21 protein-coding genes are annotated in these 23,368 nt (G+C 75.3%); 5 read left to right on the top strand and 16 right to left on the bottom strand.

Annotated elements, in window-relative coordinates; genetic code table 11:
• The first annotated feature begins 65 nt into the window (after window positions 1-65).
• Together ACFY32_RS18270 and ACFY32_RS18265 are read left to right on the top strand one after the other, a co-directional pair.
• Window positions 66-1,523 (top strand): catalase, encoded by a 1,458-nt coding sequence (locus ACFY32_RS18270; RefSeq protein ID WP_390674698.1) that lies wholly within the window; start codon window positions 66-68, stop codon window positions 1,521-1,523.
• Between the two features lie 487 nt (window positions 1,524-2,010).
• A complete protein-coding gene (locus ACFY32_RS18265; RefSeq protein WP_390674697.1) occupies window positions 2,011-2,622 on the top strand; it encodes a TIGR04222 domain-containing membrane protein in 612 nt (203 codons plus the stop codon).
• Between the two features lie 64 nt (window positions 2,623-2,686).
• On the opposite strand, the gene gcl is transcribed toward ACFY32_RS18265, so the two are convergent.
• The 4 genes from gcl to ACFY32_RS18245 all read right to left on the bottom strand — a co-directional run bounded on the left by gcl (window position 2,687) and on the right by ACFY32_RS18245 (window position 9,095).
• Entirely contained in the window at window positions 2,687-4,471 is a 1,785-nt protein-coding gene (gcl, locus tag ACFY32_RS18260; RefSeq protein ID WP_359198481.1) for a glyoxylate carboligase, read from the bottom strand.
• Window positions 4,472-4,649: 178 nt separating this feature from the next.
• Window positions 4,650-6,233: an AMP-binding protein gene (locus tag ACFY32_RS18255; protein WP_390674696.1), complete on the bottom strand. Its 1,584-nt coding sequence runs from the start codon at window positions 6,231-6,233 to the stop codon at window positions 4,650-4,652.
• A complete protein-coding gene (locus ACFY32_RS18250) occupies window positions 6,230-7,900 on the bottom strand; it encodes an AMP-binding protein (RefSeq protein ID WP_390674695.1) in 1,671 nt (556 codons plus the stop codon). Before ACFY32_RS18250 ends, ACFY32_RS18255 begins: the two co-directional genes overlap by 4 nt.
• A gap of 91 nt (window positions 7,901-7,991) precedes the next feature.
• A complete protein-coding gene (locus ACFY32_RS18245; RefSeq protein WP_359198472.1) occupies window positions 7,992-9,095 on the bottom strand; it encodes a winged helix DNA-binding domain-containing protein in 1,104 nt (367 codons plus the stop codon).
• Window positions 9,096-9,225: 130 nt separating this feature from the next.
• Between ACFY32_RS18245 and ACFY32_RS18240 the strand changes: the two genes are divergently transcribed.
• Complete coding sequence (locus tag ACFY32_RS18240; RefSeq protein WP_390674694.1) at window positions 9,226-10,131, top strand: polysaccharide pyruvyl transferase family protein; 906 nt, start codon at window positions 9,226-9,228, stop codon at window positions 10,129-10,131.
• Window positions 10,132-10,192: 61 nt separating this feature from the next.
• On the top strand, window positions 10,193-10,501 hold the full coding sequence (locus ACFY32_RS18235) for a DUF3040 domain-containing protein (RefSeq protein WP_359198466.1): 309 nt from the start codon (window positions 10,193-10,195) through the stop codon (window positions 10,499-10,501).
• Between the two features lie 13 nt (window positions 10,502-10,514).
• On the opposite strand, the gene ACFY32_RS18230 is transcribed toward ACFY32_RS18235, so the two are convergent.
• From ACFY32_RS18230 to ACFY32_RS18175, 12 genes are all read right to left on the bottom strand, one after another.
• A complete protein-coding gene (locus tag ACFY32_RS18230) occupies window positions 10,515-11,411 on the bottom strand; it encodes a glycosyltransferase (RefSeq protein ID WP_359198463.1) in 897 nt (298 codons plus the stop codon).
• Window positions 11,408-12,310, bottom strand: coding sequence for a glycosyltransferase (locus ACFY32_RS18225; protein ID WP_359198653.1), 903 nt, complete (start codon window positions 12,308-12,310; stop codon window positions 11,408-11,410). The genes ACFY32_RS18230 and ACFY32_RS18225 overlap by 4 nt, the downstream gene beginning before the upstream one ends.
• 8 nt (window positions 12,311-12,318) lie before the next feature.
• Window positions 12,319-13,290, bottom strand: a complete 972-nt coding sequence (locus ACFY32_RS18220; RefSeq protein ID WP_390674693.1) for a glycosyltransferase family 9 protein — start codon at window positions 13,288-13,290, stop codon at window positions 12,319-12,321.
• Window positions 13,287-14,657, bottom strand: a complete 1,371-nt coding sequence (gene rfaE2, locus ACFY32_RS18215; protein ID WP_390674692.1) for a D-glycero-beta-D-manno-heptose 1-phosphate adenylyltransferase — start codon at window positions 14,655-14,657, stop codon at window positions 13,287-13,289. Before rfaE2 ends, ACFY32_RS18220 begins: the two co-directional genes overlap by 4 nt.
• Window positions 14,650-15,249, bottom strand: a complete 600-nt coding sequence (locus ACFY32_RS18210) for an SIS domain-containing protein (protein ID WP_359198454.1) — start codon at window positions 15,247-15,249, stop codon at window positions 14,650-14,652. The genes rfaE2 and ACFY32_RS18210 overlap by 8 nt, the downstream gene beginning before the upstream one ends.
• Window positions 15,249-16,466, bottom strand: coding sequence for a glycosyltransferase (locus ACFY32_RS18205; RefSeq protein ID WP_359198451.1), 1,218 nt, complete (start codon window positions 16,464-16,466; stop codon window positions 15,249-15,251). Before ACFY32_RS18205 ends, ACFY32_RS18210 begins: the two co-directional genes overlap by 1 nt.
• Entirely contained in the window at window positions 16,463-17,413 is a 951-nt protein-coding gene (locus ACFY32_RS18200; RefSeq protein WP_390674691.1) for a glycosyltransferase, read from the bottom strand. The genes ACFY32_RS18205 and ACFY32_RS18200 overlap by 4 nt, the downstream gene beginning before the upstream one ends.
• On the bottom strand, window positions 17,410-18,399 hold the full coding sequence (locus ACFY32_RS18195; protein ID WP_359198445.1) for a glycosyltransferase family 9 protein: 990 nt from the start codon (window positions 18,397-18,399) through the stop codon (window positions 17,410-17,412). Before ACFY32_RS18195 ends, ACFY32_RS18200 begins: the two co-directional genes overlap by 4 nt.
• On the bottom strand, window positions 18,396-19,010 hold the full coding sequence (locus ACFY32_RS18190) for an HAD family hydrolase (protein WP_359198442.1): 615 nt from the start codon (window positions 19,008-19,010) through the stop codon (window positions 18,396-18,398). The genes ACFY32_RS18195 and ACFY32_RS18190 overlap by 4 nt, the downstream gene beginning before the upstream one ends.
• Window positions 19,007-20,026 (bottom strand): glycosyltransferase family 2 protein, encoded by a 1,020-nt coding sequence (locus ACFY32_RS18185; protein WP_390674690.1) that lies wholly within the window; start codon window positions 20,024-20,026, stop codon window positions 19,007-19,009. The genes ACFY32_RS18190 and ACFY32_RS18185 overlap by 4 nt, the downstream gene beginning before the upstream one ends.
• Window positions 20,023-21,666 carry a carbamoyltransferase C-terminal domain-containing protein gene (locus ACFY32_RS18180; RefSeq protein WP_359198437.1) on the bottom strand — a complete coding sequence of 548 codons (1,644 nt, stop codon included), beginning with the start codon at window positions 21,664-21,666 and terminating at the stop codon, window positions 20,023-20,025. The genes ACFY32_RS18185 and ACFY32_RS18180 overlap by 4 nt, the downstream gene beginning before the upstream one ends.
• Before the next feature lie 127 nt (window positions 21,667-21,793).
• Window positions 21,794-22,771: a UDP-glucuronic acid decarboxylase family protein gene (locus ACFY32_RS18175; RefSeq protein ID WP_359198434.1), complete on the bottom strand. Its 978-nt coding sequence runs from the start codon at window positions 22,769-22,771 to the stop codon at window positions 21,794-21,796.
• Window positions 22,772-22,904: 133 nt separating this feature from the next.
• On the opposite strand from ACFY32_RS18175, the gene ACFY32_RS18170 reads away from it, so the two are divergent.
• Window positions 22,905-23,345: an SRPBCC family protein gene (locus ACFY32_RS18170; RefSeq protein ID WP_359198431.1), complete on the top strand. Its 441-nt coding sequence runs from the start codon at window positions 22,905-22,907 to the stop codon at window positions 23,343-23,345.
• The last annotated feature ends 23 nt before the right edge of the window (window positions 23,346-23,368 follow it).

Genomic DNA, 23,368 nt, shown 5'->3' with positions numbered 1-23,368 from the left:
GCTCCACGAAGCGGAAACGGTTTTCCGCTTGACGTTTTCGCTGACACCCGCACGGAAGGTCCACGATGTCGCAGCGCGTGCTCACCACCGAGTCCGGCGCCCCGGTCGCCGACAACCAGAACTCCGCCTCCGCCGGCGTCGGCGGACCGCTCCTGATCCAGGACCAGCACCTGCTGGAGAAGCTCGCCCGGTTCAACCGCGAGCGCATCCCGGAGCGCGTGGTGCACGCCCGCGGCTCCGGCGCCTACGGCCACTTCGAGGTCACCGACGACGTCACGGACTACACGCACGCCGAGTTCCTGGACACCGTCGGCAAGCGCACCGAGGTCTTCGTGCGCTTCTCCACCGTCGCCGACTCGCTCGGCGGCGCGGACGCGGTGCGCGACCCGCGCGGCTTCGCGGTGAAGTTCTACACCCGCGAGGGCAACTACGACCTGGTCGGCAACAACACCCCGGTGTTCTTCATCAAGGACCCGATCAAGTTCCCCGACTTCATCCACTCGCAGAAGCGTGACCCGTTCACCGGCCGCCAGGAGCCGGACAACGTCTGGGACTTCTGGGCCAACTCCCCCGAGGCCACGCACCAGGTGACCTGGCTGATGGGCGACCGCGGCATCCCGGCCTCCTACCGGCACATGGACGGCTTCGGCTCGCACACCTACCAGTGGACCAACAGCGCGGGCGAGGCGTTCTACGTCAAGTACCACTTCAAGACCAACCAGGGCATCCGCTGCCTGTCCGCCGAGCAGGCGGCCGAGACCGCGGGCCAGGACCCGGCCTCCCACCAGACGGACCTGCTCCAGGCCATCGAGCGCGGGGTGCACCCGTCCTGGACGCTGCACGTGCAGCTCATGCCGGCGGCGGAGGCGGCCGACTACCGCTTCAACCCGTTCGACGTGACCAAGGTGTGGCCGCACAAGGACTACCCGCTGCGCCGGGTGGGCCGGCTGGTCCTGGACCGCAACCCGGACAACGTGTTCGCCGAGGTCGAGCAGGCCGCGTTCTCCCCGAACAACTTCGTGCCGGGCATCGGCCCCTCCCCCGACAAGATGCTCCAGGGCCGCCTGTTCGCCTACGCGGACGCGCAGCGCTACCGCCTGGGCGTCAACCACACCCAGCTCGCCGTCAACGCGCCCCGCGCCACGACCGCGGAGAACTACGGCCGGGACGGTCTGATGGCCGCCAACAACCAGCCCCGCTACGCCAAGAACTACGAGCCGAACTCCTACGACGGCCCCGTCGAGACCGGCCGCCCGCTGGCCGCGCCGCTGCCCGTCTCCGGGCACACCGGCACCCACGAGGCGCCGCTGCACACCAAGGACGACGACTTCTTCCAGGCCGGTGAGCTGTACCGGCTGATGACCGAGGACGAGAAGAAGCGCCTGGTCGCGAACATCGCCGGCGGCCTGTCCCAGGTCTCCCGCGACGACGTGATCGAGAAGAACCTCGCCCACTTCCACGCCGCCGACCCCGAGTACGGCAAGCGCGTGGAGGCGGCGGTCCGCGCCCTGCGCGAGGACTGACCCCACCGGCTCGCGGACGGCACCCGACGGGAGGTCGGGGCCGTACGCGTGGCCCGCGGAAGCACCGGCCGGCCCGGATGAGGGGTGGCCACCGGCGCGCCGCGGGCGGGACCCGAGGACCGCGGCGGCCGGCGAGCCAGTGCGGTGGTGAAGGGCCCGGCGCCCGCTCCTACGACCTGAGGGGAGCGGACCCGGTCCCGTCGCCGCCCGCCGCGGTCCCGGCCGGGGCCGCCCCACGGCCCCCCACAGCTCCGTCCGGCGGCGCGAACGACCTGTCGCGCCCAGCCTCGCGCCGTCGGACGGCCACCACCACGGCAGCACGGCAGCACCCTCACCGGTCCCAGGAGCGCCGGATGCGGAACCCCCGCGTCCGGCGCTTCTCGGCGTCCCGCCGGGCTGCCTCAAGTCTTCCTCTGAAACCGGCGCCCGCGCGCTTGGAGCACCCCCGCGGCCGGGCACATACCCGGACACACGGGGGGTGGGGCCGATGGACACCGGCACGGATTTCGGACTGGAGCCGTACGAGACGGCGCTGCTGGCCGGCGGCCCGCGGGCGGCCGTCACGGTGGCGGTGGTGGCCCTTCGGCTGCGGGGCCTGGTCGAGACCGGCCCGCAGGGGACCCTGTGCGCGCCGGAAGCGGTGGACGAGGAGGTGCCCCCGTTCGTGGGAACGGTGATGGACTGCCTCCGCGAGCCGCTCACCGTACGCGAGCTGGTCCGCCATCCGGACGTCAAGCTCGCGCTGGCCCTGGCCCGCATCCCGCTCGCGGACGCCGGACTGCTCGGCCGCCCGCGGCTCGCCCCGAACCGGACCGCCCGCCGCCGGGTGGCGTTCCTGCGGGAGCGGTACCCGCTGCCGGACGCCCCGCACGGGCTGGGCGACGAGGACACGCTGCTCGCCGTCGCCCTGCACGGGGAGGCCGCGCTGCGCCTGCTGCTGCCGCGCTTCGCCGGGCGGGCCGGGCTGCTGTCCGGCCCCGGGACGGACCCGGGGGGCGGCGTACGCCCGCGCCGCCGGGGCCGGTTCGCGCGGCGCCCGGGGACCGGCGCGTACGAGGACGCCGCCGGCCCCCGGGACCACTCGGGCGGCGAGGGCTGAACAGACGGGAGGGCGGCCCGTCCCGGGGGGAACGGACCGCCCTCTTCCCATCGCCCGTGCGGCGTCAGACCTTCAGCGTCCGGACGGCGGTCGGGGCGTGGCCCGGCTCGGTGGCCAGTTCCTCGAACTCCACCACGTTGGAGATGTCGTTGGTGCCCGACATGGAGATGTTGGTGACGCGCTCCAGGATCGCCTCCACGACGACCGGCACCCGGTACTCGGCGGCGAGCTTCTTGGCCTGCTCGAAGGCGGCGCCCAGCTCGGCCGGGTCGGTCACCCGGATCGCCTTGCAGCCCAGGCCCTCGGCGACCTTGACGTGGTCGACGCCGTAGACGCCCAGCTCGGGCGAGTTGATGTTCTCGAACTCCAGCTTGACCTGGAAGTCGATGTCGAAGGCCCGCTGCGCCTGGCGGATCAGGCCCAGGTAGGAGTTGTTCACCAGCACGTGCACGTACGGAATCCGGTGCTGCGCGCCGACGGCCAGTTCCTCCAGCATGAACTGGAAGTCGTAGTCCCCGGAGAGGGCGACGACCTGGGCCCCGGGGTCGGCCTTGGCGACGCCGAGCGCGGCGGGGACGGTCCACCCGAGGGGGCCGGCCTGGCCGCAGTTGATCCAGTGCCGGGGGCGGTAGACGTGCAGCATCTGGGCGCCGGCGATCTGCGAGAGGCCGATGGTGGAGACGTACCGGGTCTCCGGTCCGAACGCCTTGTTCATCTCCTCGTAGACGCGCTGCGGCTTGATCGGGATGTCGTCGAAGTGGGTACGGCGCTGGAGGCTCGCCTTGCGCTCCTGCGCGGACGCGGCCCAGGCGGAGCGGTCGGGCAGCTTGCCGGCCGCCTCCAGTTCCCGCGCCACCTCGATGAACAGCTCCAGGGCGGCCTTGGCGTCGGAGGCGATGCCGTAGTCCGGGGCGAAGATCTTGCCGATCTGGGTGGGTTCGATGTCGACGTGGACGAACTTCCGTCCGGCGGTGTAGACGTCGAGCTTGCCGGTGTGGCGGTTGGCCCAGCGGTTGCCGATGCCGAGGACGAAGTCGGACTCCAGGAAGGTCGCGTTGCCGTAGCGGTGCGAGGTCTGCAGGCCGACCATGCCGGCGTTCAGTTCGTGGTCGTCGGGGAGCGCGCCCCAGCCCATCAGGGTGGGCACCACGGGGATGCCGGTCAGCTCGGCGAACTCGACCAGCAGGGCGGCGGCGTCGGCGTTGATGACCCCGCCGCCCGCGACGATCAGCGGGCGCTCGGCGGCGTTGAGCATCCCGAGCGCCTTCTCGACCTGGGGGCGGGTCGCGGCCGGCTTGTAGACCGGCAGCGGCTCGTAGGTCTCCGGGTCGAACTCGATCTCGGTGAGCTGGACGTCGATCGGCAGGTCGATCAGGACCGGCCCGGGACGCCCGGAGCGCATCAGGTGGAACGCCTTCTGGAAGACGCCGGGGACCTGCGCGGCCTCCAGCACGGTCACCGCCATCTTGGTGACCGGCGCGGCGATGGAGGCGATGTCGACGGCCTGGAAGTCCTCCTTGTGGATCACCGCGGTCGGGGCCTGGCCGGTGATGCACAGGATCGGGATGGAGTCGCCGGTCGCCGAGTACAGGCCGGTGATCATGTCGGTGCCGGCCGGCCCGGAGGTGCCGACGCAGACGCCGATGTTGCCGGGGTGGGTACGGGTGTAGCCCTCGGCCATGTGGGACGCGCCCTCGACATGGCGGGCGAGGGTGTGGGTGATGCCGCCGGACGCCTTGAGCGCCGCGTAGAACGGGTTGATCGCCGCGCCGGGCACACCGAACGCGTCCGAGACGCCCTCGCGCTTGAGGATCTCAACTGCCGCGCGGGCAGCGGTCATACGAGCCATCGAGTACTCCTGCTTCGGCTGTCGGATTCGCATTCCCGTCGCGCCCGCGGTGAGCAATTCCGTATAGCGAAATTTGACTTCTACTATCTGGAAGTAATGTAAGTGGGCGAGCTGAGGGGCGTCAAGAGACGGAACGGCCGCGGCGCCGGGCGCCGCGGCCGCAGGAGACAGCCGGAGGTCAGGCGCCGTAGCGCTCGCGCAGTTCGACCTTGCGGACCTTGCCGGAGACGGTCATCGGGAAGGAGTCCACGATCCGCAGCCCGGTGGGCACCTTGTAGTGGGCCAGCCTGCCCTCGCAGTGGGCGCGCACCTCCTGAAGGGTGGGCGGCGCGGCCGGGTCGGCCGGGATCACGCAGGCGAGCACCTCCTCGCCGTACCGCTCGTGCGGCACCCCGACGACCTGGACGTCCGCGATGCCGGGGTGGGTGTGCAGGAACTCCTCGATCTCGCGCGGGTAGATGTTCTCCCCGCCCCGGATGATCACGTCCTTGATGCGGCCGACGATCTCGACGTACCCGTCCTCGCGCATCACCGCCAGGTCCCCGGTGTGCATCCAGCGGCCGGAATCGATCGCCTCGGCGGTCTGGTCCGGCTCGTTCCAGTAGCCGAGCATCACGCCGTAACCGCGGGTGCACAGTTCGCCGGCGGCGCCGCGCGGCAGGGTGACGCCGGTCGCCGGGTCGACCACCTTGACCTCGATGTGCGGCAGCACCCGGCCGACGGTGCCGGTGCGGTGTTCCAGGTCGTCGTCCCTGCGGGTCTGGAGGGAGACCGGGGAGGTCTCGGTCATGCCGTAGCAGATGGCGACCTCGGCCATGTGCATCTCGGCGACCACCCGTTTCATCACCTCCACCGGGCAGGGCGAGCCCGCCATGATGCCGGTGCGCAGCGAGGAGAGGTCGTACGCCGCGAAGTCCGGCAGGTGCAGTTCGGCGATGAACATGGTCGGCACGCCGTACAGGGAGGTGCACCGCTCGGCCTGGACCGCCTCCAGCGTCGCCCCCGGGTCGAAGGACGGGGCCGGGATGACGATGCAGGCGCCGTGGGAGGTGGCCGCCAGGTTCCCCATGACCATGCCGAAGCAGTGGTAGAAGGGCACCGGCAGACAGATCCGGTCCTGCTCGGTGTACCCGACCAGCTCACCGACGAAGTACCCGTTGTTGAGGATGTTGTGGTGGGAGAGGGTCGCGCCCTTGGGGAAGCCCGTGGTGCCCGAGGTGTACTGGATGTTGATCGGGTCGTCGCAGGACAGCTCCTCGTACGCCGGGCCGGGGGTGGCCCGGTCGAGCAGCGCCCGCCAGCTCGGGTCGCCGAAGTACACGGTCTGACGCAGGTCGGGGCATCTGCCGCGCACCTCCTCGGCCATCGCCCGGTAGTCGCTGCCCTTGTGGCTGAGCGAGGCGAACAGCAGGCGGACGCCGGCCTGTCTCAGGACGTACACGACCTCGTGGGTGCGGTAGGCCGGGTTGATGTTCACCATGACGGCGCCGACCCGGGCGGTGGCGTACTGGACGAGCACCCACTCCGGGCAGTTGACCGCCCACACACCCACCCGGTCGCCCTTGCGGACGCCCGAGGCCAGCAGCGCGGAGGCCAGTTCCCCGACGTCCGCGCCGAACTCGGCGTAGGTCCAGCGGCGTCCGGACGGCACGTCGACCAGGGCCTCGCGGTCCGGCCAGGCGGCCACCACCCGGTCCAGGTCCGCCCCGATGGTGTGGCCCAGCAGGGGTGTCGTGCCGGTGCCGTGCGCGTAGGAGTTCACCGGAAGTCCTCCTCGCGGTACTCCGCCGCCGAGCCGGCCGCCGTCGCCTCGCGCAGCTCGATGCGGCGGATCTTGCCGGAGACGGTCTTGGGCAGGTCGGCGAACTCCAGGCGGCGGACGCGCTTGTAGGGGGCGAGGACCTCGCGGGAGTGCTCGAACAGCACCTTGGCGGTGTCCGGTCCCGGCTCCCAGCCGGCGGCCAGCACGATGTACGCCTTCGGCACCGCCAGGCGCAGTTCGTCGGGGGCGGGGACGACGGCGGCCTCGGCGACCGCCTCGTGCTCCAGCAGGGCGCTCTCCAGCTCGAAGGGGCTGATCTTGTAGTCGCTGGCCTTGAACACGTCGTCGGCGCGGCCCACGTAGGTGAGGTAGCCGTCGGCGTCCCGGGAGCCGATGTCGCCGGTGCGGTAGTAGCCGCCGGCCATCGCCTCGGCGGTGCGCTCGGGGTCGCCGTGGTAGCCGGTCATCAGGCCGACCGGGCGGGCCGACAGGTCCAGGGCGATCTCGCCCTCGGTGGCGCCGGGTTCGCCGGTGACCGGGTCGAGGAGTTCGACCCGGTAGCCGGGGCTGGGGCGGCCCATGGAGCCGGTCTTGAGGACCTGGCCGGGGCTGTTGGCGACCTGCACGGCGGTCTCGGTCTGCCCGAAGCCGTCCCGGACGGTCACCCCCCAGGCCCGGCGGACCTGCTCGATCACCTCGGGGTTGAGCGGCTCACCGGCCGCGACGACCTCGCGGGGCGGGGTGGTGAGCTGGGTGAGGTCGGCCTGGATGAGCATCCGCCAGACGGTCGGCGGGGCGCAGAAGGTGGTCACCCGGGCCCGGGTCATCTCGTTCATCAGCCGGGCCGGGTCGAACCGCGTGTAGTTGTGCACGAAGACGGTCGCCTCCGCGTTCCACGGCGCGAACAGGTTCGACCAGGCGTGCTTGGCCCAGCCCGGCGAGGAGATGTTCAGGTGCACGTCACCGGGGGTCAGGCCGATCCAGTACATCGTCGCCAAGTGGCCGACCGGGTACGAGACATGGGTGTGCTCGACCAGCTTGGGCCGGGCGGTGGTGCCCGAGGTGAAGTACAGCATCAGCGGGTCGTCGGCCCGGGTGGGCCCGTCCGGCGTGAAGGCGTCGGAGGCGGAGTCCACCTCCTCGTACGGCAGCCAGCCCGCGGGCGCCCCGCCGACCGCGATCCGGGTGTAGTCGCCGGGGACCTGGTCGAACTTGCCGGTGTCCGCGGCCCGGACCAGGACGTGCCGGACCCGGCCGCGCTCGACGCGGTCGCGCAGGTCGGCGGGGCCGAGCAGCGGGGTGGCGGGGATGACGACGGCCCGCAGCTTCATCGCGGCCAGGGCCGTCTCCCACAGCTCGACCTGGTTGCCCAGCATGACCAGCACCCGGTCCCCGGCGCCGACACCCCACGCGCGCAGCCGGTTGGCGGCGCGGTCGGAGCGGGCGGACAGCTCGGCGAAGGTGCGGCGGGTCTCGGTGCCGTCCTCCTCGACGATGTGCAGGGCCGTGCGGTCGTTGTCCGCGGCGATGGCGTCGAACCAGTCCAGCGCCCAGTTGAAGTGCTCGGGGCGGGGCCACTCGAAGCCGGCGCAGGCGGCCTCGTAGTCCTCGCGGTGCTCCAGCAGGAAGTCGCGTGCCCTGCGGAAGCTCTCCGTCGCCGTCGTCATCGTGCTCTCCTCCTCGGTGCCGGGCCGGGTCCGGGCGGCTCGGCCGTCGTCGGTGTTCCCGTGACGGAGGTCTTACCATCCGACAAGGGCGTCACGCCCGCACGGGCCCGAAGCGGATGCCGTACGAGGCGTCCGGGTGCATCGCCGCCAGCAGTCGCTCCGCCTCCTCGGCCACCTCGCGGCGCTGTACGGCGGTGAGTTCACCGAACGCCTCGATGACCAGGGCGTCGGCGTCCAGGCGCCACAGCCCGGCCAGGAAGCCGTCGACGAGCAGGGTGCGGTGGGCGAGGTTGCCCTGCCAGGCCCGGCCGCGGTGGGCGGGCGGGACGACGCGGGTGCGGTCGGCGTGCGACAGCAGGAGGTTGTCGAACTCGGGCAGGAAGCGCGGCGGGGCCGGGGTGTCCGGGTCGGGGCGGGGCGCGTCGGGCAGGTCGAACAGCTCGGTGCCGGCCGGGTCGCGGAAGGTCAGCAGCCGGGGGCGCAGGCGTTCGAAGGCGGGGCGCAGCCGGGTCAGTCCGGCCCAGGTCTGCATGTCCTTGACGGAGGCCGGGCCGAAGGCGGCGAGGTAGCGCAGCACGGTGGCGTCGGGCGCGGGGACGGGGGCGGCGGGGCGGCCGAGCCAGTGCTCGGCGGTGGTGAGGGTGACCTGGCCGCTCCTGCCCCACAGTCCGCGCGGGGTGATCTGCACCAGCGGCAGCAGACAGCGGGCGGCCACCGCCAGGGCCCCCGGGTCGGCGTCGGGCCACTGGGCGCCGAGGGCCTCGCGCAGCTCCCGCATGGTGCGCGGCTCGGCCTCGACCAGGTCGCGGGCGAGCCGGGCGAGCCGGTCCGGGTCGACGCCCGTCAGGCCCCCGCGGAACTGGTTCAGCTCCCGGTCCCGGGCGGCCTGCACCAGGGGGCGCAGGGTGAGGCAGTCGTCGGCGGTGTGGGTGTGGATGGTCGAGCGCAGGGTGACGATGCGGACGACCCGGCGGTCCGCCATCGGCGCGGACAGGGCCTCGGGGGTGAAGCCGGCCAGGCGGGCGGCGAGGGCGTAGTACGGCGGTTTCACGTTCTGCGCCTGGAGGCCGACGAGGTGGGTGACGGCGGCCTCGGCGGACAGGTCCGCGCGGCGCAGCAGCAACTGCCGGGCGAGGGTCGCGCGGTTCAGGGCACGGATGCCGAGGACGGGGGCCGTGGGCGCCTTGGTCGTCATACCCGCACGGTAGCGCCGCCCGCGGACAGGTACGGTCCGCGAGGGCGCCCCGGGGTGAGCGGTCCGGGGCGGGGTGAGTGGTCCGGGGCGGGGTGAGTGGTCCGGGGCGGGGCGGGCACCCGGGGGCACTGTGCACGGACGACGGAAGATCCTGGTGACCGGCTGGTTCAGCTTCCTGCACGGGGAGGCGACCGCCGGGGACGTGCTGGCCCTGGACCGGGTGCGGGCGGTGCTGCGGTCGGCCGGGCTCGACCACGACGTGGTGTGGAGCCCCGGTTTCCGGCCCGACGGCCGGCACTTCGAGGACCTCGACCCGGCGGCGTACACGCATCTCGTCTTCGTGTGCGGGCCCGTGCACGGGAGGCAGGTCGAGGAGTTGCACCGGCGGTTCGCGCACTGTACGCGGATCGCCGTCGGCGTCTCGGTCGTCGACCCCGGCGCCGCGGCCGTCACCGGCTTCCACCGGGTGCTGCCGCGGGACGCGCCGGGCGCCGAGCCGGCCCCGGACCTCGCGGCCCGCGCCCCCGCGCTGCCCGCCCGCCCGGTGGCCGGGGTGATCCTCACCCACGGGCAGCGGGAGTACGGGGACCGGCGGCGGCACGCCGAGGTCGCCGGGGCGGTGACGGGCTGGCTGGCCGGCCAGGACTGCGCCCGTCTCGAACTGGAGACCAGGCTCGACACCCGCGACTGGCGGCTGTGCGCGACCCCGGCCCATCTGGAGGCCGTCCTGGCCAGGCTGGACCTGGTCGTCACCGACCGGCTGCACGGGCTGGTCCTCGCCCTGCGGGCCGGCACCCCGGCCCTGGCGGTCGACCCGGTCGCGGGCGGCGCGAAGGTGACCGCGCAGGCACGGGCCTGCGGCTGGCCCGCGCTGATACCGGCGGAGCGGGTCGGTGCCGGTGTGCTGGAGCACTGGTGGCGGTGGTGCCTCACGGACGGCCGGGAGGCGGCCCGGCGGGCCCGCGCGGGCTTTTGCGCCGGGCTCCCGGACGCGGCCGACGGCCTGCTGGACGCAGTGGCCGGGGTCCTTCGTTAGGACCCCCGGCGGGACGGGCACTCCGGGTGGTGTCGGGTCGTTTCCTGGAGGGATCACCACCGTGAGCATCGGCCGACTTTCCGAGCAAGAGCAGCGCATCCTCGAAGAGGTCGAGCGGGAGCTGTGCCGCGACCGCCGGCTCGACCGGGAACTGCGCACCTTCCGGCCGGGCCCGGGGCCCGGCCTCGCGCGCCTGGCGTCCTACCGCCCGCGCGCCCTGACCGTCGCCCTGCTCTGCGTCCTCGCCGTGACCCTGATGGTGACCGGCATCGTCACCTCCGAACCGGGGGTGGTCTGGGCGTTCGCCGCCGTGTGGCCGGTGACGCTGTTCGCGGTGTTCCGGCTGCTGTGCCGGTGGACCGAGGGCTGAGCCGCCGCGCGGGTCAGCCCGTGTAGCTGCGGGCCGTGGAGTCGCGCTGGGACGGCTCCAGGGTGCGCAGCCGGGCCTCGACCTCGGGCGGCAGCACCCGGCGCTCGCGCAGCACCCACGGCAGGGCGGCGGTCGCCTCGGCGAAGGCCCGCAGCGAGGCGGTGTCGCGCGGGACGGTGCGGGCCAGGTGCAGGGTGCGGCGCAGGGCGTAACCGGCCGGCCGGCGCAGCCAGGTGAACCACAGGGTGTTGCGGATGCCGTGCGCCCGGCGGAGCGTGGCGTCCCGCACCGCGGACGGGTGGTGGTGGATGGTCAGGTGGTCGGCGTACGTCAGCCACCAGCCGTCCGCCGCGAGGTCGGCGGCGAGCAGCTCCTCCTCACCGCCCAGCCAGAGCCGGGGATGGAAGCCGCCCGCGGCGCGGAAGGCGTCGGCGCGCAGCACGGTCGCGGCGGCCAGGAAGGACCCGAGCGCCGGTCCGGGCAGCCAACCGGGGCCGGGCACGGGCGAGTCGCGCAGTTCCTCGACGATGGGGTCCTCGGTGCCGGCCGGTTCGACCACGATCCGGGCGGTGACGGCGCCGAGCGCCGGGTGCGCGTCGAGCAGGTCGGCCGCGCCGGACAGCGAGCCGGGCGCCCACCAGGAGTCGTCGTCGCAGAACGCCACGTACGGGGTGCGGACCCGGCGGACGGCGAGGTTGCGGCCGACCGCGCCCAGGTTGCGGCCGGGGCGCAGCAGGGTCACCTCCGGGTGGTGGCGGGCGACGGCGCCGGCGGTGCCGTCGGTGGAGGCGTTGTCGGTGACGATCACCCGGGGTCTTTCCGGGAGTTCGGCGAGTCGGTCCAGGGTGCGCAGGAGTTCGGGGCGCCGGTTGTGGGTGATGACGACGACCGTGCTGCGGGGGTCGCTCATCCGGCGGCCCCGTCCAGGCGGCGGGCGGCCCGCTCCACGTGCGGGGGCAGCGGCCGGCGGGCGCGCAGCGCGGCGGGCAGCCTGGTGAGCGTCTCGCGCAGCGCGCGCCGGGCGTGCGGGTCGTGCCGGGCCTCGGCGGCCAGCGCGCGGGTGCGGGCCAGCGCGTGCGGCAGCGGGCGGCGCAGCCAGGCGGTGAGCAGTTCGTTGCGGCGGAGCACGGCCGGGCGGTCGGTGCGCGGGCCGGGGGCGGGGTGGTGGTGGGCGGTCACCTCGGGGCAGTGGGTGACGCCCCAGCCGCGGGCGGCCAGGTCGTAGGCGAGGAGGGTCTCCTCGGCGCCGAAGAACAGCAGCGGGTGGTAGCCGCCCGCGTCCAGGAACGCCTCGCGGCGGACCACGCAGGCGCAGGCGAGGAAGCCGAGGACCTGGGTGCCGGGCAGGTCGGTGGCCGCGCCGAGCGGGGAGGCGGCGAGCACGCCGTTGAGCGGGTCGGCGTACCCGGCGGGGCCGACCAGGGTGCGGGCGGAGATCAGGCCGAGCCGGGGATGCTCGTCGAACAGGCGGGCGGCGGTGGCGAGCGCGCCGGGCGCCCACCAGGAGTCGTCGTCGCTGAACGCCACGTACGGGGTGCTGAGCGCGCGCACGCCGTCGTTGCGGGCCGTGGCGCCCCGGTTCAGGGGCAGCGGCAGGACCTGGACCTGCGGGAAGTCCCGGGCCAGCAGCGCGCGGGTGTCGTCCGTGGAGGCGTTGTCGGCGACCAGGATCTCCGGGCGTTCGGGCAGGGCGAGCAGGTGGCGCAGGGTGACGGCGAGGCTCGCGCAGCGGTTGCGGGTGGCGATGACGACACCCACCGGGGCGTGGCCGGGCCGGTCGGTGCGGGCGTCTTCGCGGGTGGTGGACAGGGCGTGGTTCACGGGGCTGCCTCGCAGAGGGCGTCGAGGGTGCCGACGGCGGCCAGGACCTCGTCGGCGGTGATCCGCAGCAGGGCGGGGTCGGTGTCGCGGCCGTGCGGGTCGCCGTCCGGGCCGGGGTGCCACAGGGCGCGGTGGCGGGGGTGGCCGGGCGGGCCCCAGCGGGTGGGCGGCACCGGGCCGAACAGGGTCACGGACGGGGTGGCGTGCGCGACGGCCAGGTGCGCGATGCCGGTGTCGCCGCTGAGCACCGCGTGGGCCTCGGCGACCAGGGCGGACAGGACCGGGTAGGGCAGGCCGCCGCCGAGGACGTCGGTGCCGGGCAGCCCGGCCTGCTCGGCGAGGTGGGCCACCAGGGCGCTCTCGCCGGGGCCGCCGGTGACCACGACCCGCAGGCCGCGGGCGCGCAGTTCCCGGGCGACGGCCGCGTACCGCTCCACCGGCCAGCGGCGCGCGGGGGCGCCGGCCCCCGGGTGCAGCACCACCGCGCCGGGCGCCGGGGACGGGTCCGGCGGGCGGGGCAGCAGCAGGTCGGCGGGGTCGGCGTCGATGCCGTACGCCGCCAGCAGGCGGCACCAGCGGTCGCGTTCGTGTTCCTCGGCGTACCAGGGCGGTCCGTCGATCTCCGGGGTGCCGGGGTGGGCGAACGCCATCAGCGTGCGCGGGCGCAGGTCCGCCAGCAGTCGGTGGCTGGGCGGTCCGTTGCCGTGCAGGTCGACGGCGACCTCGGGCGGCGGGCCGGTCCAGTCCAGGGCGCGCGGCACCGCCCGGCCGGGCGCGGCGGCGGGCAGCAGCGTGTCGACGGCCCCCGTGGCGTCGGCCAGGGGGGCCAGTTCCGCCGGGGTGGCCAGCACGATCTCGTGGCGCGGGTACGCCCGGCGCAGCGCCCGCAGCGCGGGGACCCCGGCGAGCAGGTCGCCGAGGCCGAGGGCGCGCAGGACGAGGACCCGGGGCCGGACCGGCGTGGTCATCGCACCCCCTGCGCGGCGCGGGCCAGCAGCGCGGTCGAGGAGCGGCCGTCGAGGTACGGCAGGAGGACGGCCTGGCCGCCCCACTCCTGAAGGAGCGCGGCCTCGGGGAGGTCGGCCCCGGCGTAGTCGCCGCCCTTGACCCACACATCGGGGCGCAGGTCGGCCAGGAGCCGCTCGGGGGTGTCCTCGTCGAAGACGGCGACCGCGTCGACGCAGGCCAGGGCGCGCAGCACGCGGACGCGGTCGGCGAGGGGGGTGACGGGGCGGCCCTCGCCCTTGCGGCGGCGGACGGAGGCGTCGGAGTTGACGCACACCACCAGGCAGTCGCCGAGCCGCCGGGCGGCCTGGAGCAGGCCGACGTGCCCGGCGTGCAGCAGGTCGAAGCAGCCGCCGGCGGCGACGACCGTGCCGTGCCGGGCGCGGACCCGGGCGGCCAGCGCGTGCGGGTCGTCGGCGTCGGCGGGCGGGTCCTGCGCGGCGCGGGAGTCGGCGCGCGGCAGGGCGCCCGCGCCGCCCGCGGCGACGAACTCGGTGGCGGCGGCGACCGCCCCCTCGACGGCCTCGCCGACCAGGGCGCCGTCGGCGAGCAGTCCGGCGGCGGTCGCGGCGAACCGGTCGCCGGCCCCGCAGGAGTCGCCGTGGTGGGCGCCGGGCGCGGGCACCAGCAGCGGGTGCTCGCCGTAGGAGAGCAGGGCGCCGCGCGAGCCGAGGGTGACGGCGACGGCGGCGACCCGCCACTGGCGTACCAGGGCGGCGGCGCTGTGCGCGGCGGCGCGCAGCCCGCCGCCCACGGCCTCGCCGCGCGGGGCGAAGCCGTGGGCCTCCTTCTCGGCGGGGGTGACCAGCCGGGTGCCGGGGACGGGGGCGCCGCCGCGCGGGTGCGGGTCCCAGACCAGCGGCGGGCGGTCGGCGAGTTCCGCGCGGAGCGCGTCGGCGGTGCCGCGGCCGTAGTCGGAGACGAACACGGCCTGCGCGGCGCGCAGCACGGCGCGCGCCTCGTCGGTGGCGGCGCGGGCGTGCCCGCCGCCCCGGTCCAGGCGGACTACGGGCCGGTCCTGGGCGAGGACGCGGGTCTTCTCCGGCAGCGTACCGGCCTGCGGCAGGGCGATCAGCGTCAGCCAGGGTTCGAGGAGCGCCCGCAACTGGCGGGCGGCGGGGTCGTCGCCGAGGCCGGTGATCAGGGTGACCTCGCGGCCGTCGCGGGCGGCGAGGTAGGCGGCGAGCGCGGCGCCGCCGGGCCGGGTCCGCTCGGCGCACTCCGCCACCACCGGCACGGGCGCGTCGGGCGCGAGCCGGTCGGCGGAGCCGGTCAGGTCGCGGTCGAGCAGGGCGTCGCCGACCACCACCAGCGGGGTCCTGTCAGCCATGGGCCCGCCCCCGGCCGGTAGGGCGGTCCAGGGCCGCGTCGAAGGCCGCGCAGATCATGTGCACGGCGACCAGGTGGAGTTCCTGGACGGTCGCGCCGCTGGGTGCCTCGACGCACAGGGCCTCGTCGCTGCCCAGCATCAGCGGGTTGGGTTCGCAGCCGGTGAGCGCCCACACCCGCAGACCGGCCGCGCGGGCGGCGTCGGCGGCGGACAGCAGGTTGGCGCTGGCCCCGGAGGTGGAGAGCAGCATCAGCACATCGCCCTCGCGGCCGTGGGCGCGGACCTGGCGGGCGAAGACCTCGTGCACGCCGTAGTCGTTGGCGATGGCGGTGGTGGCGGAGGTGTCGGCGTGCAGGGCGATCGCGGAGAACGGCGGCCGGTCGTCGCGGTAGCGGCCGACGATCTCGGCGGTCAGGTGCTGGGCCTGCGCGGCGCTGCCGCCGTTGCCCGCGGCGAGCAGCCGGCCGCCGCCGGACAGCACGCCGGCGAGGGTCTCGCCCCAGCGTTCGGTGATGTGCGCGCGGGCCCGGAACGCGGTCAGGGCGTCCTGGAGTTCGTCGCAGTGCCCGGCCACGGGCGGGTGCACGGTCATCACGCCACCTCCTTCGACAGTTCGTGTTCGGCGAGCGTCCGGCGGTAGACCCGCTGTACGCCGTCGGCGACGCGCCGCCAGGTGTAGTGGGTCAGGACCCGGTCGCGGCCGGCCCGGCCCTGCTCGCGGCGGAGTCCGGGGTCGGCGAGCAGGGCGCGGGCGGCGTCCGCGACGGCCCCGGGGTCGCCGGGGGCGACGAGGCGGCCGGTGACGCCGTCGGCGACGGAGTCGCGGTGGCCGCCGACGTCGGTGGCCAGGACCGGCACGCCGCAGGCCATCGCCTCCAGCGGCACGATGCCGAACGGCTCGTACACCGGGGTGCACAGCACCAGGTCGGCGCTGCCGATCAGGGCCGGCATGTCCCGCGGGTCGACGGCGCCGAGCAGCCGGACCCGGTCGGTGACCCCGGCCCGGCGGGCGATCCCGGCCAGGCGCTCGGCCTCCGGGTCGGCCCACACATCGCCGGCCGGGGGGCCGCCGGCCACCAGCAGTTCGGTGTCGGGGAGGTGGGCCAGGGCGCGTACGGCCAGGTCGTAGCCCTTGCGGGGGACGAGCCGGCCGCAGGACAGCAGCCGGTGCCGGCGGCGCCGCTCGGGGGCGCGGCCGGCACCGGCGGCGGGCCGGAAGTGCTCGGCGTCCACGCCGCAGGGCACCACGGAGACCTGGCGCGGGGGCACGCCCAGGTCGCCGAGTTCGACCACCTCGTCGGTGCAGGTGGCCAGGACCCGGGCGCAGGTGCGGCCGATCTGCCGCTCGATGCCGATCCGCTCGTACGGGCTGGTGTCCCGCATCCCCTGGTGGCGCCGCTTGACGGTGCCCAGGGCGTGGAAGGTCTGCACGACGGGGACGCCGTGCGGCTGCGCGCCGATCTGGGCGGCGAGTCCGGACATCCAGAAGTGGGCGTGGACCACGTCGGGCCGCTCTTGCCCCCAGGCGCGCGCCAGATGGGCGCCGAACGCCGGCATGTACGGGAACAGGCCGTCCTTGGGGACGGTCTCGGCGGGCCCGGCCGGGACGTGCTCGACGACGGCGCCGCCGGGCAGCGGCACCCGGTCGGGCAGGTCGAGCGAGTCGCGGCGGGTGTAGACGACCACCTCGTGCCCGCGCCCGGCCAGTTCCTCGGAGAGGCGGGCCACGTACACGTTCTGGCCGCCGGCGTCGACGCCGCCGAGCGCGGCGAGGGGGCTCGCGTGCTCGGACACCATGGCGATCCTCATCGGGTCACCTCCTTGAGCAGCCGCTCCCAGTCGTCCAGGAAGCGGGACAGCCCGTAGCGGGCGAGGGCCGCCGCACGGGCCCGTTCGCCGACCGCGCGCGCGTGCGCCGGGTCGGCGAGGAAGTCGCGTACGGCGTCGGTCAGTACGTCGATGCGGTTGGAGACCACCCCGGCGCCGGGCGGGACCGCCTCGGTCACCTCGGTGGTGGCGAGGGCGACCACGGGCATGCCCAGGTGCATGGCCTCCAGCAGGGACAGGCCGAGGGAGGTCCAGCGCACGGGGTGGACGTACACCCGCCGTCGGGCGAGTTCCGCGTGCAGGTCGCGCTGTACGGCGTCCTGGGTGCGGCAGCGGCCGGGGTCGACGCCGATGTGCTCGGCGAGTCCCTCGGTGCGCATGCCGAACACGTCGAGGGGGGCGGCGCGGGCGAAGACGGGCAGCAGGTCGGTGCCGGTGGTCCGGCCGCGCCTGACCGGTTCGTTGACGACGACGGCGGCGCGGTCGAGTTCGCCGGTCCAGCGGTGCCCGGGGTCGACGATGCCGTGTTCGACGACGGTCGTCTCGGTGGCGCCCGCGTCCCACATCAGCCGGTTGAAGTGGGTGACGTGGACGAGGGTGACGCCGGGGATGCCGGCGGCGGGGTGGCGGGTGTCGGGCACGTCGCCGTGGGGGGCGTTGTGCTCCAGGTAGACCAGCGGGGGGCGGCGGCCCAGCCACCGGTCGACCAGGCCGAGTTCGTGCGGGCGTTGCAGGACGACGAGGTCGATGTGCTCCTCGCGCAGCCGCTCGGGCGGCACCTCCAGCACCGAGCCGGGCCAGTCCCAGGTGCGGGCGCGGCCCAGGCCGTCGGGGCCCCGGTCCGGGGTGACGGGGACCAGGTAGGTGTGGGGGCCCTGCACGAAGGACGTGGTCCACGACCCGTGCACGTGCCAGATGAGGAGCCTCATGCGTCCCCCAGGAGTTTCTCGACGGCGGCGGCGACGTCGGTGGCGGTGACGGTGTTCAGACAGGGGTGGCCGGGGACCGGGCACTGCCGGGCCCTGCTGCCGGCGCAGGGCGCGTCCTGGTCGCCCAGCAGCACGTAGGGGACGCCGTAGGGCCGCCAGCGTCCGGCGGGGACGACCGGGGCGAACAGGGAGACGACGGGGGTGCCGACGGCGGCGGCGAGGTGGGCGGGCGCGGTGTTGCCGGTGACGACGGCGCCCGCGCCGGCCAGCACGCCGGAGAGTTCGGGGGCCTCGGTGCGGCCGCCGAGGTCGGTGCCGTGCCGGCCGGCGACGTAGGCGGTGAGGTCGCGCTCGCCGGGGCCGCCGGTGACCAGGACGCGGTGTCCGGCGGCGGCCAGTTCCCGGACCGCCTCGGCGGCGCGCTCGGGGCTCCAGGCGCGGGCGGGGACGCTGGCGCCGGGGTGCAGCACGACGTACGGGCCGGTGCCCGTCAGGCCGGTGACGGCCGGCGGGGTGCGCACCCGCAGCCTGCCGTCGTCGGGTCTGGGGAACCCGGCCGCCTCCGCCAGGTCCAGCGCGGCCTCGGCCTCGTGGGCGTCCGGGGCGCGGCGGTGGCGCAGGTCGAGCAGCGAGCCGGGGTAGTCCACGCTGTCGGCGGCGAGGCGGCGCACCCCGGCCAGTCGCAGCACCAGGGCGGTGGGCAGCGGCGACTGGTGGAAGGAGGTGAGGATCAGCCCGGTGTCGGCGTCGATCCGGTCGGCGAGGGCGTCGATCTCCGCGCGGTCCACGGCGGGCGGCGCGAAGCCGCCCCAGGGCGCGTCCCACACCAGTACCTCGTCGACGCCGGGCAGCAGACGGGCGGCGGGGGCGCCGCGCGGGCCGCACAGCAGGGTGACGTGGTCGGCGCGGGCGGCGACGGCGCGCACCGCGGGGCCGGCGAGGAGGACGTCCCCGAAGCTGTCCAGCCGGGTCACGATCGCTCTCATCCCGGCCTCCCGCACGGATCGGCGGGCGGCGCGGGCGGCATGGCCCAGGCGGCCTCGACGGGGTCCTCGCCGGCCGGTCCCCGGCCCTTGCGGGGCCCGCCGAGGACGGCGCGTACGGCGGTCATCAGGTCGGCGGCGACGTGGTCGGCGGCGGAGGTCTCCTCCGGGCGGGTCGCCTGGTTGGGCACGAGGATGCCGTGCGCGCCGGCCCGGCGGGCGGCCTCGACGTCGGCGCCGATGTCGCCGACGACGACGCAGTCGGCGGGGTGGGTGCAGATCCGTCCGGCCGCCCACAGGATCAGCCCGGGTTCGGGTTTGCGGCAGTGGCAGCCCGCGTCGGGGCCGTGCGGGCAGATCGCCCACACGTCGAACGGGCCGAGCAGTTCGTCGACGCGGTGGTTGACGCGGCGCACGTCGGCGTCGGTGATCAGGCCGCGGGCGATGCCGGACTGGTTGGTGACGACGCCGGTGGCGATGCCGCGGTGCCGCAGCAGGGCGAGGGCCTCGCGGGCGCCGTCGACGGGGCGGACCCGGTCGGGGTCGCCGTTGTAGGGGACGTCGTGGACGAGGGTGCCGTCGCGGTCGAACAGGACGGCCTTGACGGGGCTCATGCGGTCATCTCCTGCCAGGCGGGGGCGGACCGGTGGCGCCACTCCCCGCTGATCCGGTGCCAGGTGGCGGCCGGCGGGATGAGGACGCCGGTCGCGAGCATGGTGGTCACCTCGTGCCGGGTGCGCGGTCCGGGGGCGATGCGGGCCCAGGTGAACTCGGCGGTGCCGGCCGCCCAGGCGAGCCCGGCGGCCGCGGCGGCCCGGGGGCGGCCGGCGGCGGCGAGCAGCAGGGCGGCGGCGCCGGCGGCGGTGATCGCGGCGTGCCGGCGGAACCGGCCCCGGGGCGCGACCGCCTTGGCCCACCAGTCGGGGCCGTGCAGGCGCCGCATCAGGGCGTCGTCGGCGTTGCCGCGCTGCTGCCCGAGCGAGACCCAGCGGCCGGCGGGGCGCACCGGGTGCCGGGTGGTGCGCCGGCCCTGCCGGATGCGCCATCCGGCGTCCAGGACGCGCAGGGCGAGGTCGGCGTCCTCCCGGAAGGCGCGGGTGAAGCGTTCGTCGAAGCCGCCGACCTGCTTGAGCGCCTCGGTGCGGTAGGCCATGTCGGCGGTGATCCAGCGGGCGGTGGCGAGTCCGGCGGTGCCGCGCTCCCAGTCGGTGGGGCGGCGCTCGCCGGGCAGGGGTACGGCGATGACGCCCTGGACGCCGGCGGTGTCCGGGGCGGCCTCGGCGAGGTCCTGGACGAGCTGGTCCCGCCAGTGCGGGCCGACCTGCACGTCGTCGTCGAGGAACGCGGTCCACGGGGAGACCACCGCGCTCAGGCCGGTGTTGCGGGCGGCGGCCGGTCCGCGTCCGCCGCCGCGCAGCACCACCGTGCGTTCGCGCAGGTCGCCCAGGACGCCGAGCGGGTGCTCCAGCGCGCCGGGGTCGGGGTCCGGGCCGGGCCGGTCGTCCACGAGGACGATCTCGTCGGGTTCGGGGCCGTGCGCGGCGACCAGCGCGGCCAGGCAGTCGGCCAGCGTGGCGCGGGCGAGGGTCGGGATCACGACGGCGTACCCGGTCGTGGAGGTGTCCGTCATGCGAACGCCTTCCCCCGGCGCACCGCGAACGGTCCGATGGCCAGCAGGTCCACGGGCGCGGAACCGAAGCATTCCAGGGCGTCGCGCGGGTCGTCGGCCATGGGCCGCCCGGCGGTGTTGAGGCTGGTGTTGACCACGACCGGCAGTCCGGTGCGCCGCTCGAAGGCGGCCAGCATCCGGGCGACCAGCGGTTCGCGGCGCTCCTCGACGGTCTGGACCCGGGCGGTGCCGTCGACGTGCACGACGGCCGGGATGCGGTCGCGCCACTCGGCGGCGACGTCGTGCACGAAGAGCATGTACGGGCTGGGGATCGGGCCGCCGGAGAAGATGCGGCCGGCGCGGTCGGCGAGCACCATCGGGGCGACCGGGCGGAACTCCTCGCGGCCCTTGACCTGGTTGAGGCGTTCGAGGTTCGCGGCCCGGCCGGGGTGGGCCATCAGGGAGCGGTGGCCTAGGGCGCGGGGGCCGTACTCGCTGCGGCCCTGGAACCAGGCGACGACGCCGTCCCGGGCCAGTTCCTCGGCGACCGTCTCGGCGATGTCGTCCGGTTCCTCGTAGGGGACGGCGGCCGTCTCCAGCCAGGCGCGGATCTCCTCGTCGCTCCAGCCCCGGCCGAGGTCCGCGCCGGGCATCGGCTCGGGGGCGGTGCCCTCCTGGGCGGCGGCCAGGTGCAGGGCGCCGCCCAGCGCGGTCCCGGCGTCACCGGCGGCCGGCTGCACCCAGACGTCCCGGTAGGGGCCGCGTTCGGCGATCTCGGAGTTGGCGACGCAGTTCAGGGCGACGCCGCCGGCCATGGTGAGGAACTCGCCGCCGGCCTCGCGGTGCAGCCAGTGCACCAGTTCCAGCAGGGTCTCCTCCAGCACCGCCTGGGCGCTGGCGGCCAGGTCGGCGTGGTCCTGGGTCCATTCCTCGCCCTTGCCCCGGGCGGGGGCGAGGGCGGCCCAGTCGACGCCGTGGGCGCGGAAGCCGCCGTCGCCGGTGGCGTGGACGTGCTCGCGCAGGGTGTCCAGGAAGCGGGGTTTGCCGTAGGAGGCGAGGGCCATGACCTTGAACTCGTCGCTGCTGCGCAGGAAGCCGAGGTGTTCGGTCAGTTCCTCGTAGACCAGGCCGAGCGAGTGCGGCAGGGCCTGGGCGGCGAGGGTGTCGAGCTTGCCGTCGCGGTAGCGCCCGGCCAGGTGGGAGGCGCACTCGCCGCGCCCGTCGAGGACGAGGACGTCGTTGTCGGGGTGCGGGGAGGCCGGTCCGGCGGAGGCGGCGTGGGCGACGTGGTGCGGGACGAAGACGACCCGGTCGGGGTCGAGTCCGGGGAGCGCCTCGGCGAGGAACCGCGGGGCGCGGCGGGCGTACTCCAGGCGCAGCGGGTCCCAGGGGTCGTCGAGTCCCATGTCCGCGGCGGGCCGGGCGAGCCGGGGGTCGAAGGAGTAGGCGACGGCGTCCAGGTCACCGGGCTCGACGCCGGCGTGCTCCAGGCACCAGCGGGCGGAGAGTTCCGGTACCTCCCAGGCGGAGAACGGCACCGGCCGCTTGCCGTGCTTGCGGCGGCTGAAGCGCTCTTCCTCGGCGGCCGCAACGGTCCTGCCGTCGATGACCAGTGCGGCGGCGGGGTCGTGGAACAGGGCGTTGATACCAAGGATGCGCATGGGGGATGCTCCGTCCTGTGTCGCTTCCGGGTCGCGGGTGCCTTGGGGCGGCTGTCTCAAACACTTGGAGACAGCTCAACTCCGAAAAAGACAGGAAAAATCACCATCCGTAACGCTTTGCCCGGATTCAGGCGGCGACGGTGTGCGCGAACCAGCCGATGGTGCGTTCCAGTCCCTCGTTCCAGCCGGTACGGGGCCGCCAGCCGAGTCTCTCGCGGGCCAGGGTGGTGTCGGGGCGGCGGCGCCCGGGGTCGTCGACGGGGCGTTCGACGAAGCGGATTCGGGAGCCGGAGCCGGTGAGGTCGATGATCCGGCGGGCCAGCTCCAGCATGGTGATCTCCTCGCCGCCGCCGATGTTCACCGGGCCCCGCTCGCCGGACGCGGCGAGGGCGAGGACGCCGTCCACGGTGTCGTCGACGTAGCACAGGGAGCGGGTCTGGCCGCCGTCGCCGGCCACGGTGAGCGGCATTCCGTCCAGGGCCTGGGCGATGAAGGTGGGCACGGCGCGGCCGTCGCCGGTGCGCATCCGGGGCCCGTAGGTGTTGAAGATGCGGACGATGGCGGTGTCGGTGCCGTGCACCTGGTGGTGGGCGGTGGTCAGGGCCTCGGCGAACCGCTTGGACTCGTCGTAGACGCTGCGCGGGCCGACCGGGTTGACGTTGCCCCAGTAGCTCTCGCGCTGGGGGTGCTCCAGCGGGTCGCCGTAGACCTCGGAGGTGGAGGCGAGCAGGAAGCGGGCGCCGTCGGCGCGGGCCCGCTCCAGGGCGTTGCGGGTGCCGGTGCTGCCGACGTCGAGGGTTTCGAGGGGCAGCCGGAGGTAGTCGGCGGGCGAGGCGGGGCAGGCGAAGTGCAGGACCAGGTCGAACCGGCCGGGCAGGCCGGTGAGGGCGGCGGGGTCGGTGGCGTCGGCCCGGACGAAGCGGAAGCCGGGCCGGTGTTCCAGTTCGGCGACGTTGGCGCGGGTGCCGGTGGCCAGGTTGTCCAGGCAGACGACCTCGGTGCCGGGGCCGAGCAGTCTGGCACACAGATGGGACCCGACGAATCCGGCTCCGCCGGTCACCAGCGCCCGGCGCCAGCGCCGGCCGCCCTCGGGGCGTTCACTCACGGGACTCTCCTCACGCTCGCCGTCACTTCCGTCTCCGGCGGGTAACCCGGTGAGTGCCCTCCGTATCTCGAATGCGCATCCCTCGAACAAGGCTTCGACGGCGGGGCGGTCCGGGAGTCCCTACGATCGTCGCGTGGTCACCTTCTCGCTGGAGCGCACGGCTCCGCTGCCGCCGGCCGAGACCTGGCGCCGGCTCACCGCGTGGCACCGGCACGGTGACGCGGTGCCGCTGACCCGGGTCACCGTCGCCCCCGCCGGGCCCACCGGTCCGGGCACGCTCGTGGTGGCCCGCACCGGGCTCGGGCCGCTGGCCTTCGAGGACCCCATGGAGGTGACCGTCTGGCGGCCCCCGCTGGACGGCGGGCCCGGCCACTGCCGGCTGGAGAAGCGCGGCAAGCTGGTGCGGGGCTGGGCGGAGATCGACGTCCGGCCCGGCCCCGGCGGCCGGACCCGGGTGGTGTGGCGCGAGGAACTGGGCATCCGCCCGCTCCCGCCCCTCTTCGACGCCCTCGTCGCCCGCACGGGGCGGTACGTCTTCGGCCGCGCGGTCAACCGGCTGCTGCGGCGGCCGTGACGGCGGGGCGGACGGACGGCCGC

The sequence above is a fragment of the Streptomyces sp. NPDC000134 genome, from assembly GCF_042899225.1.
Lineage (GTDB): Bacteria > Actinomycetota > Actinomycetes > Streptomycetales > Streptomycetaceae > Streptomyces.
Note: the sequence above shows the minus strand (reverse complement) of the source record. Positions and strands in the feature narration are given on the sequence as shown.

Coding starts and splice junctions, on each gene's coding strand:
- ACFY32_RS18230 (WP_359198463.1), bottom strand. CDS start 11,411: ATGAGCGACCCCCGCAGCACGGTCGTCGTCATCACCCACAACCGGCGC.
- ACFY32_RS18200 (WP_390674691.1), bottom strand. CDS start 17,413: ATGAGGCTCCTCATCTGGCACGTGCACGGGTCGTGGACCACGTCCTTC.
- ACFY32_RS18250 (WP_390674695.1), bottom strand. CDS start 7,900: ATGACGACGGCGACGGAGAGCTTCCGCAGGGCACGCGACTTCCTGCTG.
- ACFY32_RS18245 (WP_359198472.1), bottom strand. CDS start 9,095: ATGACGACCAAGGCGCCCACGGCCCCCGTCCTCGGCATCCGTGCCCTG.
- ACFY32_RS18270 (WP_390674698.1), top strand. CDS start 66: ATGTCGCAGCGCGTGCTCACCACCGAGTCCGGCGCCCCGGTCGCCGAC.
- rfaE2 (WP_390674692.1), bottom strand. CDS start 14,657: ATGGCTGACAGGACCCCGCTGGTGGTGGTCGGCGACGCCCTGCTCGAC.
- ACFY32_RS18180 (WP_359198437.1), bottom strand. CDS start 21,666: ATGCGCATCCTTGGTATCAACGCCCTGTTCCACGACCCCGCCGCCGCA.
- ACFY32_RS18220 (WP_390674693.1), bottom strand. CDS start 13,290: ATGACCACGCCGGTCCGGCCCCGGGTCCTCGTCCTGCGCGCCCTCGGC.
- ACFY32_RS18195 (WP_359198445.1), bottom strand. CDS start 18,399: ATGAGAGCGATCGTGACCCGGCTGGACAGCTTCGGGGACGTCCTCCTC.
- ACFY32_RS18210 (WP_359198454.1), bottom strand. CDS start 15,249: ATGACCGTGCACCCGCCCGTGGCCGGGCACTGCGACGAACTCCAGGAC.
- ACFY32_RS18265 (WP_390674697.1), top strand. CDS start 2,011: ATGGACACCGGCACGGATTTCGGACTGGAGCCGTACGAGACGGCGCTG.
- gcl (WP_359198481.1), bottom strand. CDS start 4,471: ATGGCTCGTATGACCGCTGCCCGCGCGGCAGTTGAGATCCTCAAGCGC.
- ACFY32_RS18190 (WP_359198442.1), bottom strand. CDS start 19,010: ATGAGCCCCGTCAAGGCCGTCCTGTTCGACCGCGACGGCACCCTCGTC.
- ACFY32_RS18205 (WP_359198451.1), bottom strand. CDS start 16,466: ATGAGGATCGCCATGGTGTCCGAGCACGCGAGCCCCCTCGCCGCGCTC.
- ACFY32_RS18185 (WP_390674690.1), bottom strand. CDS start 20,026: ATGACGGACACCTCCACGACCGGGTACGCCGTCGTGATCCCGACCCTC.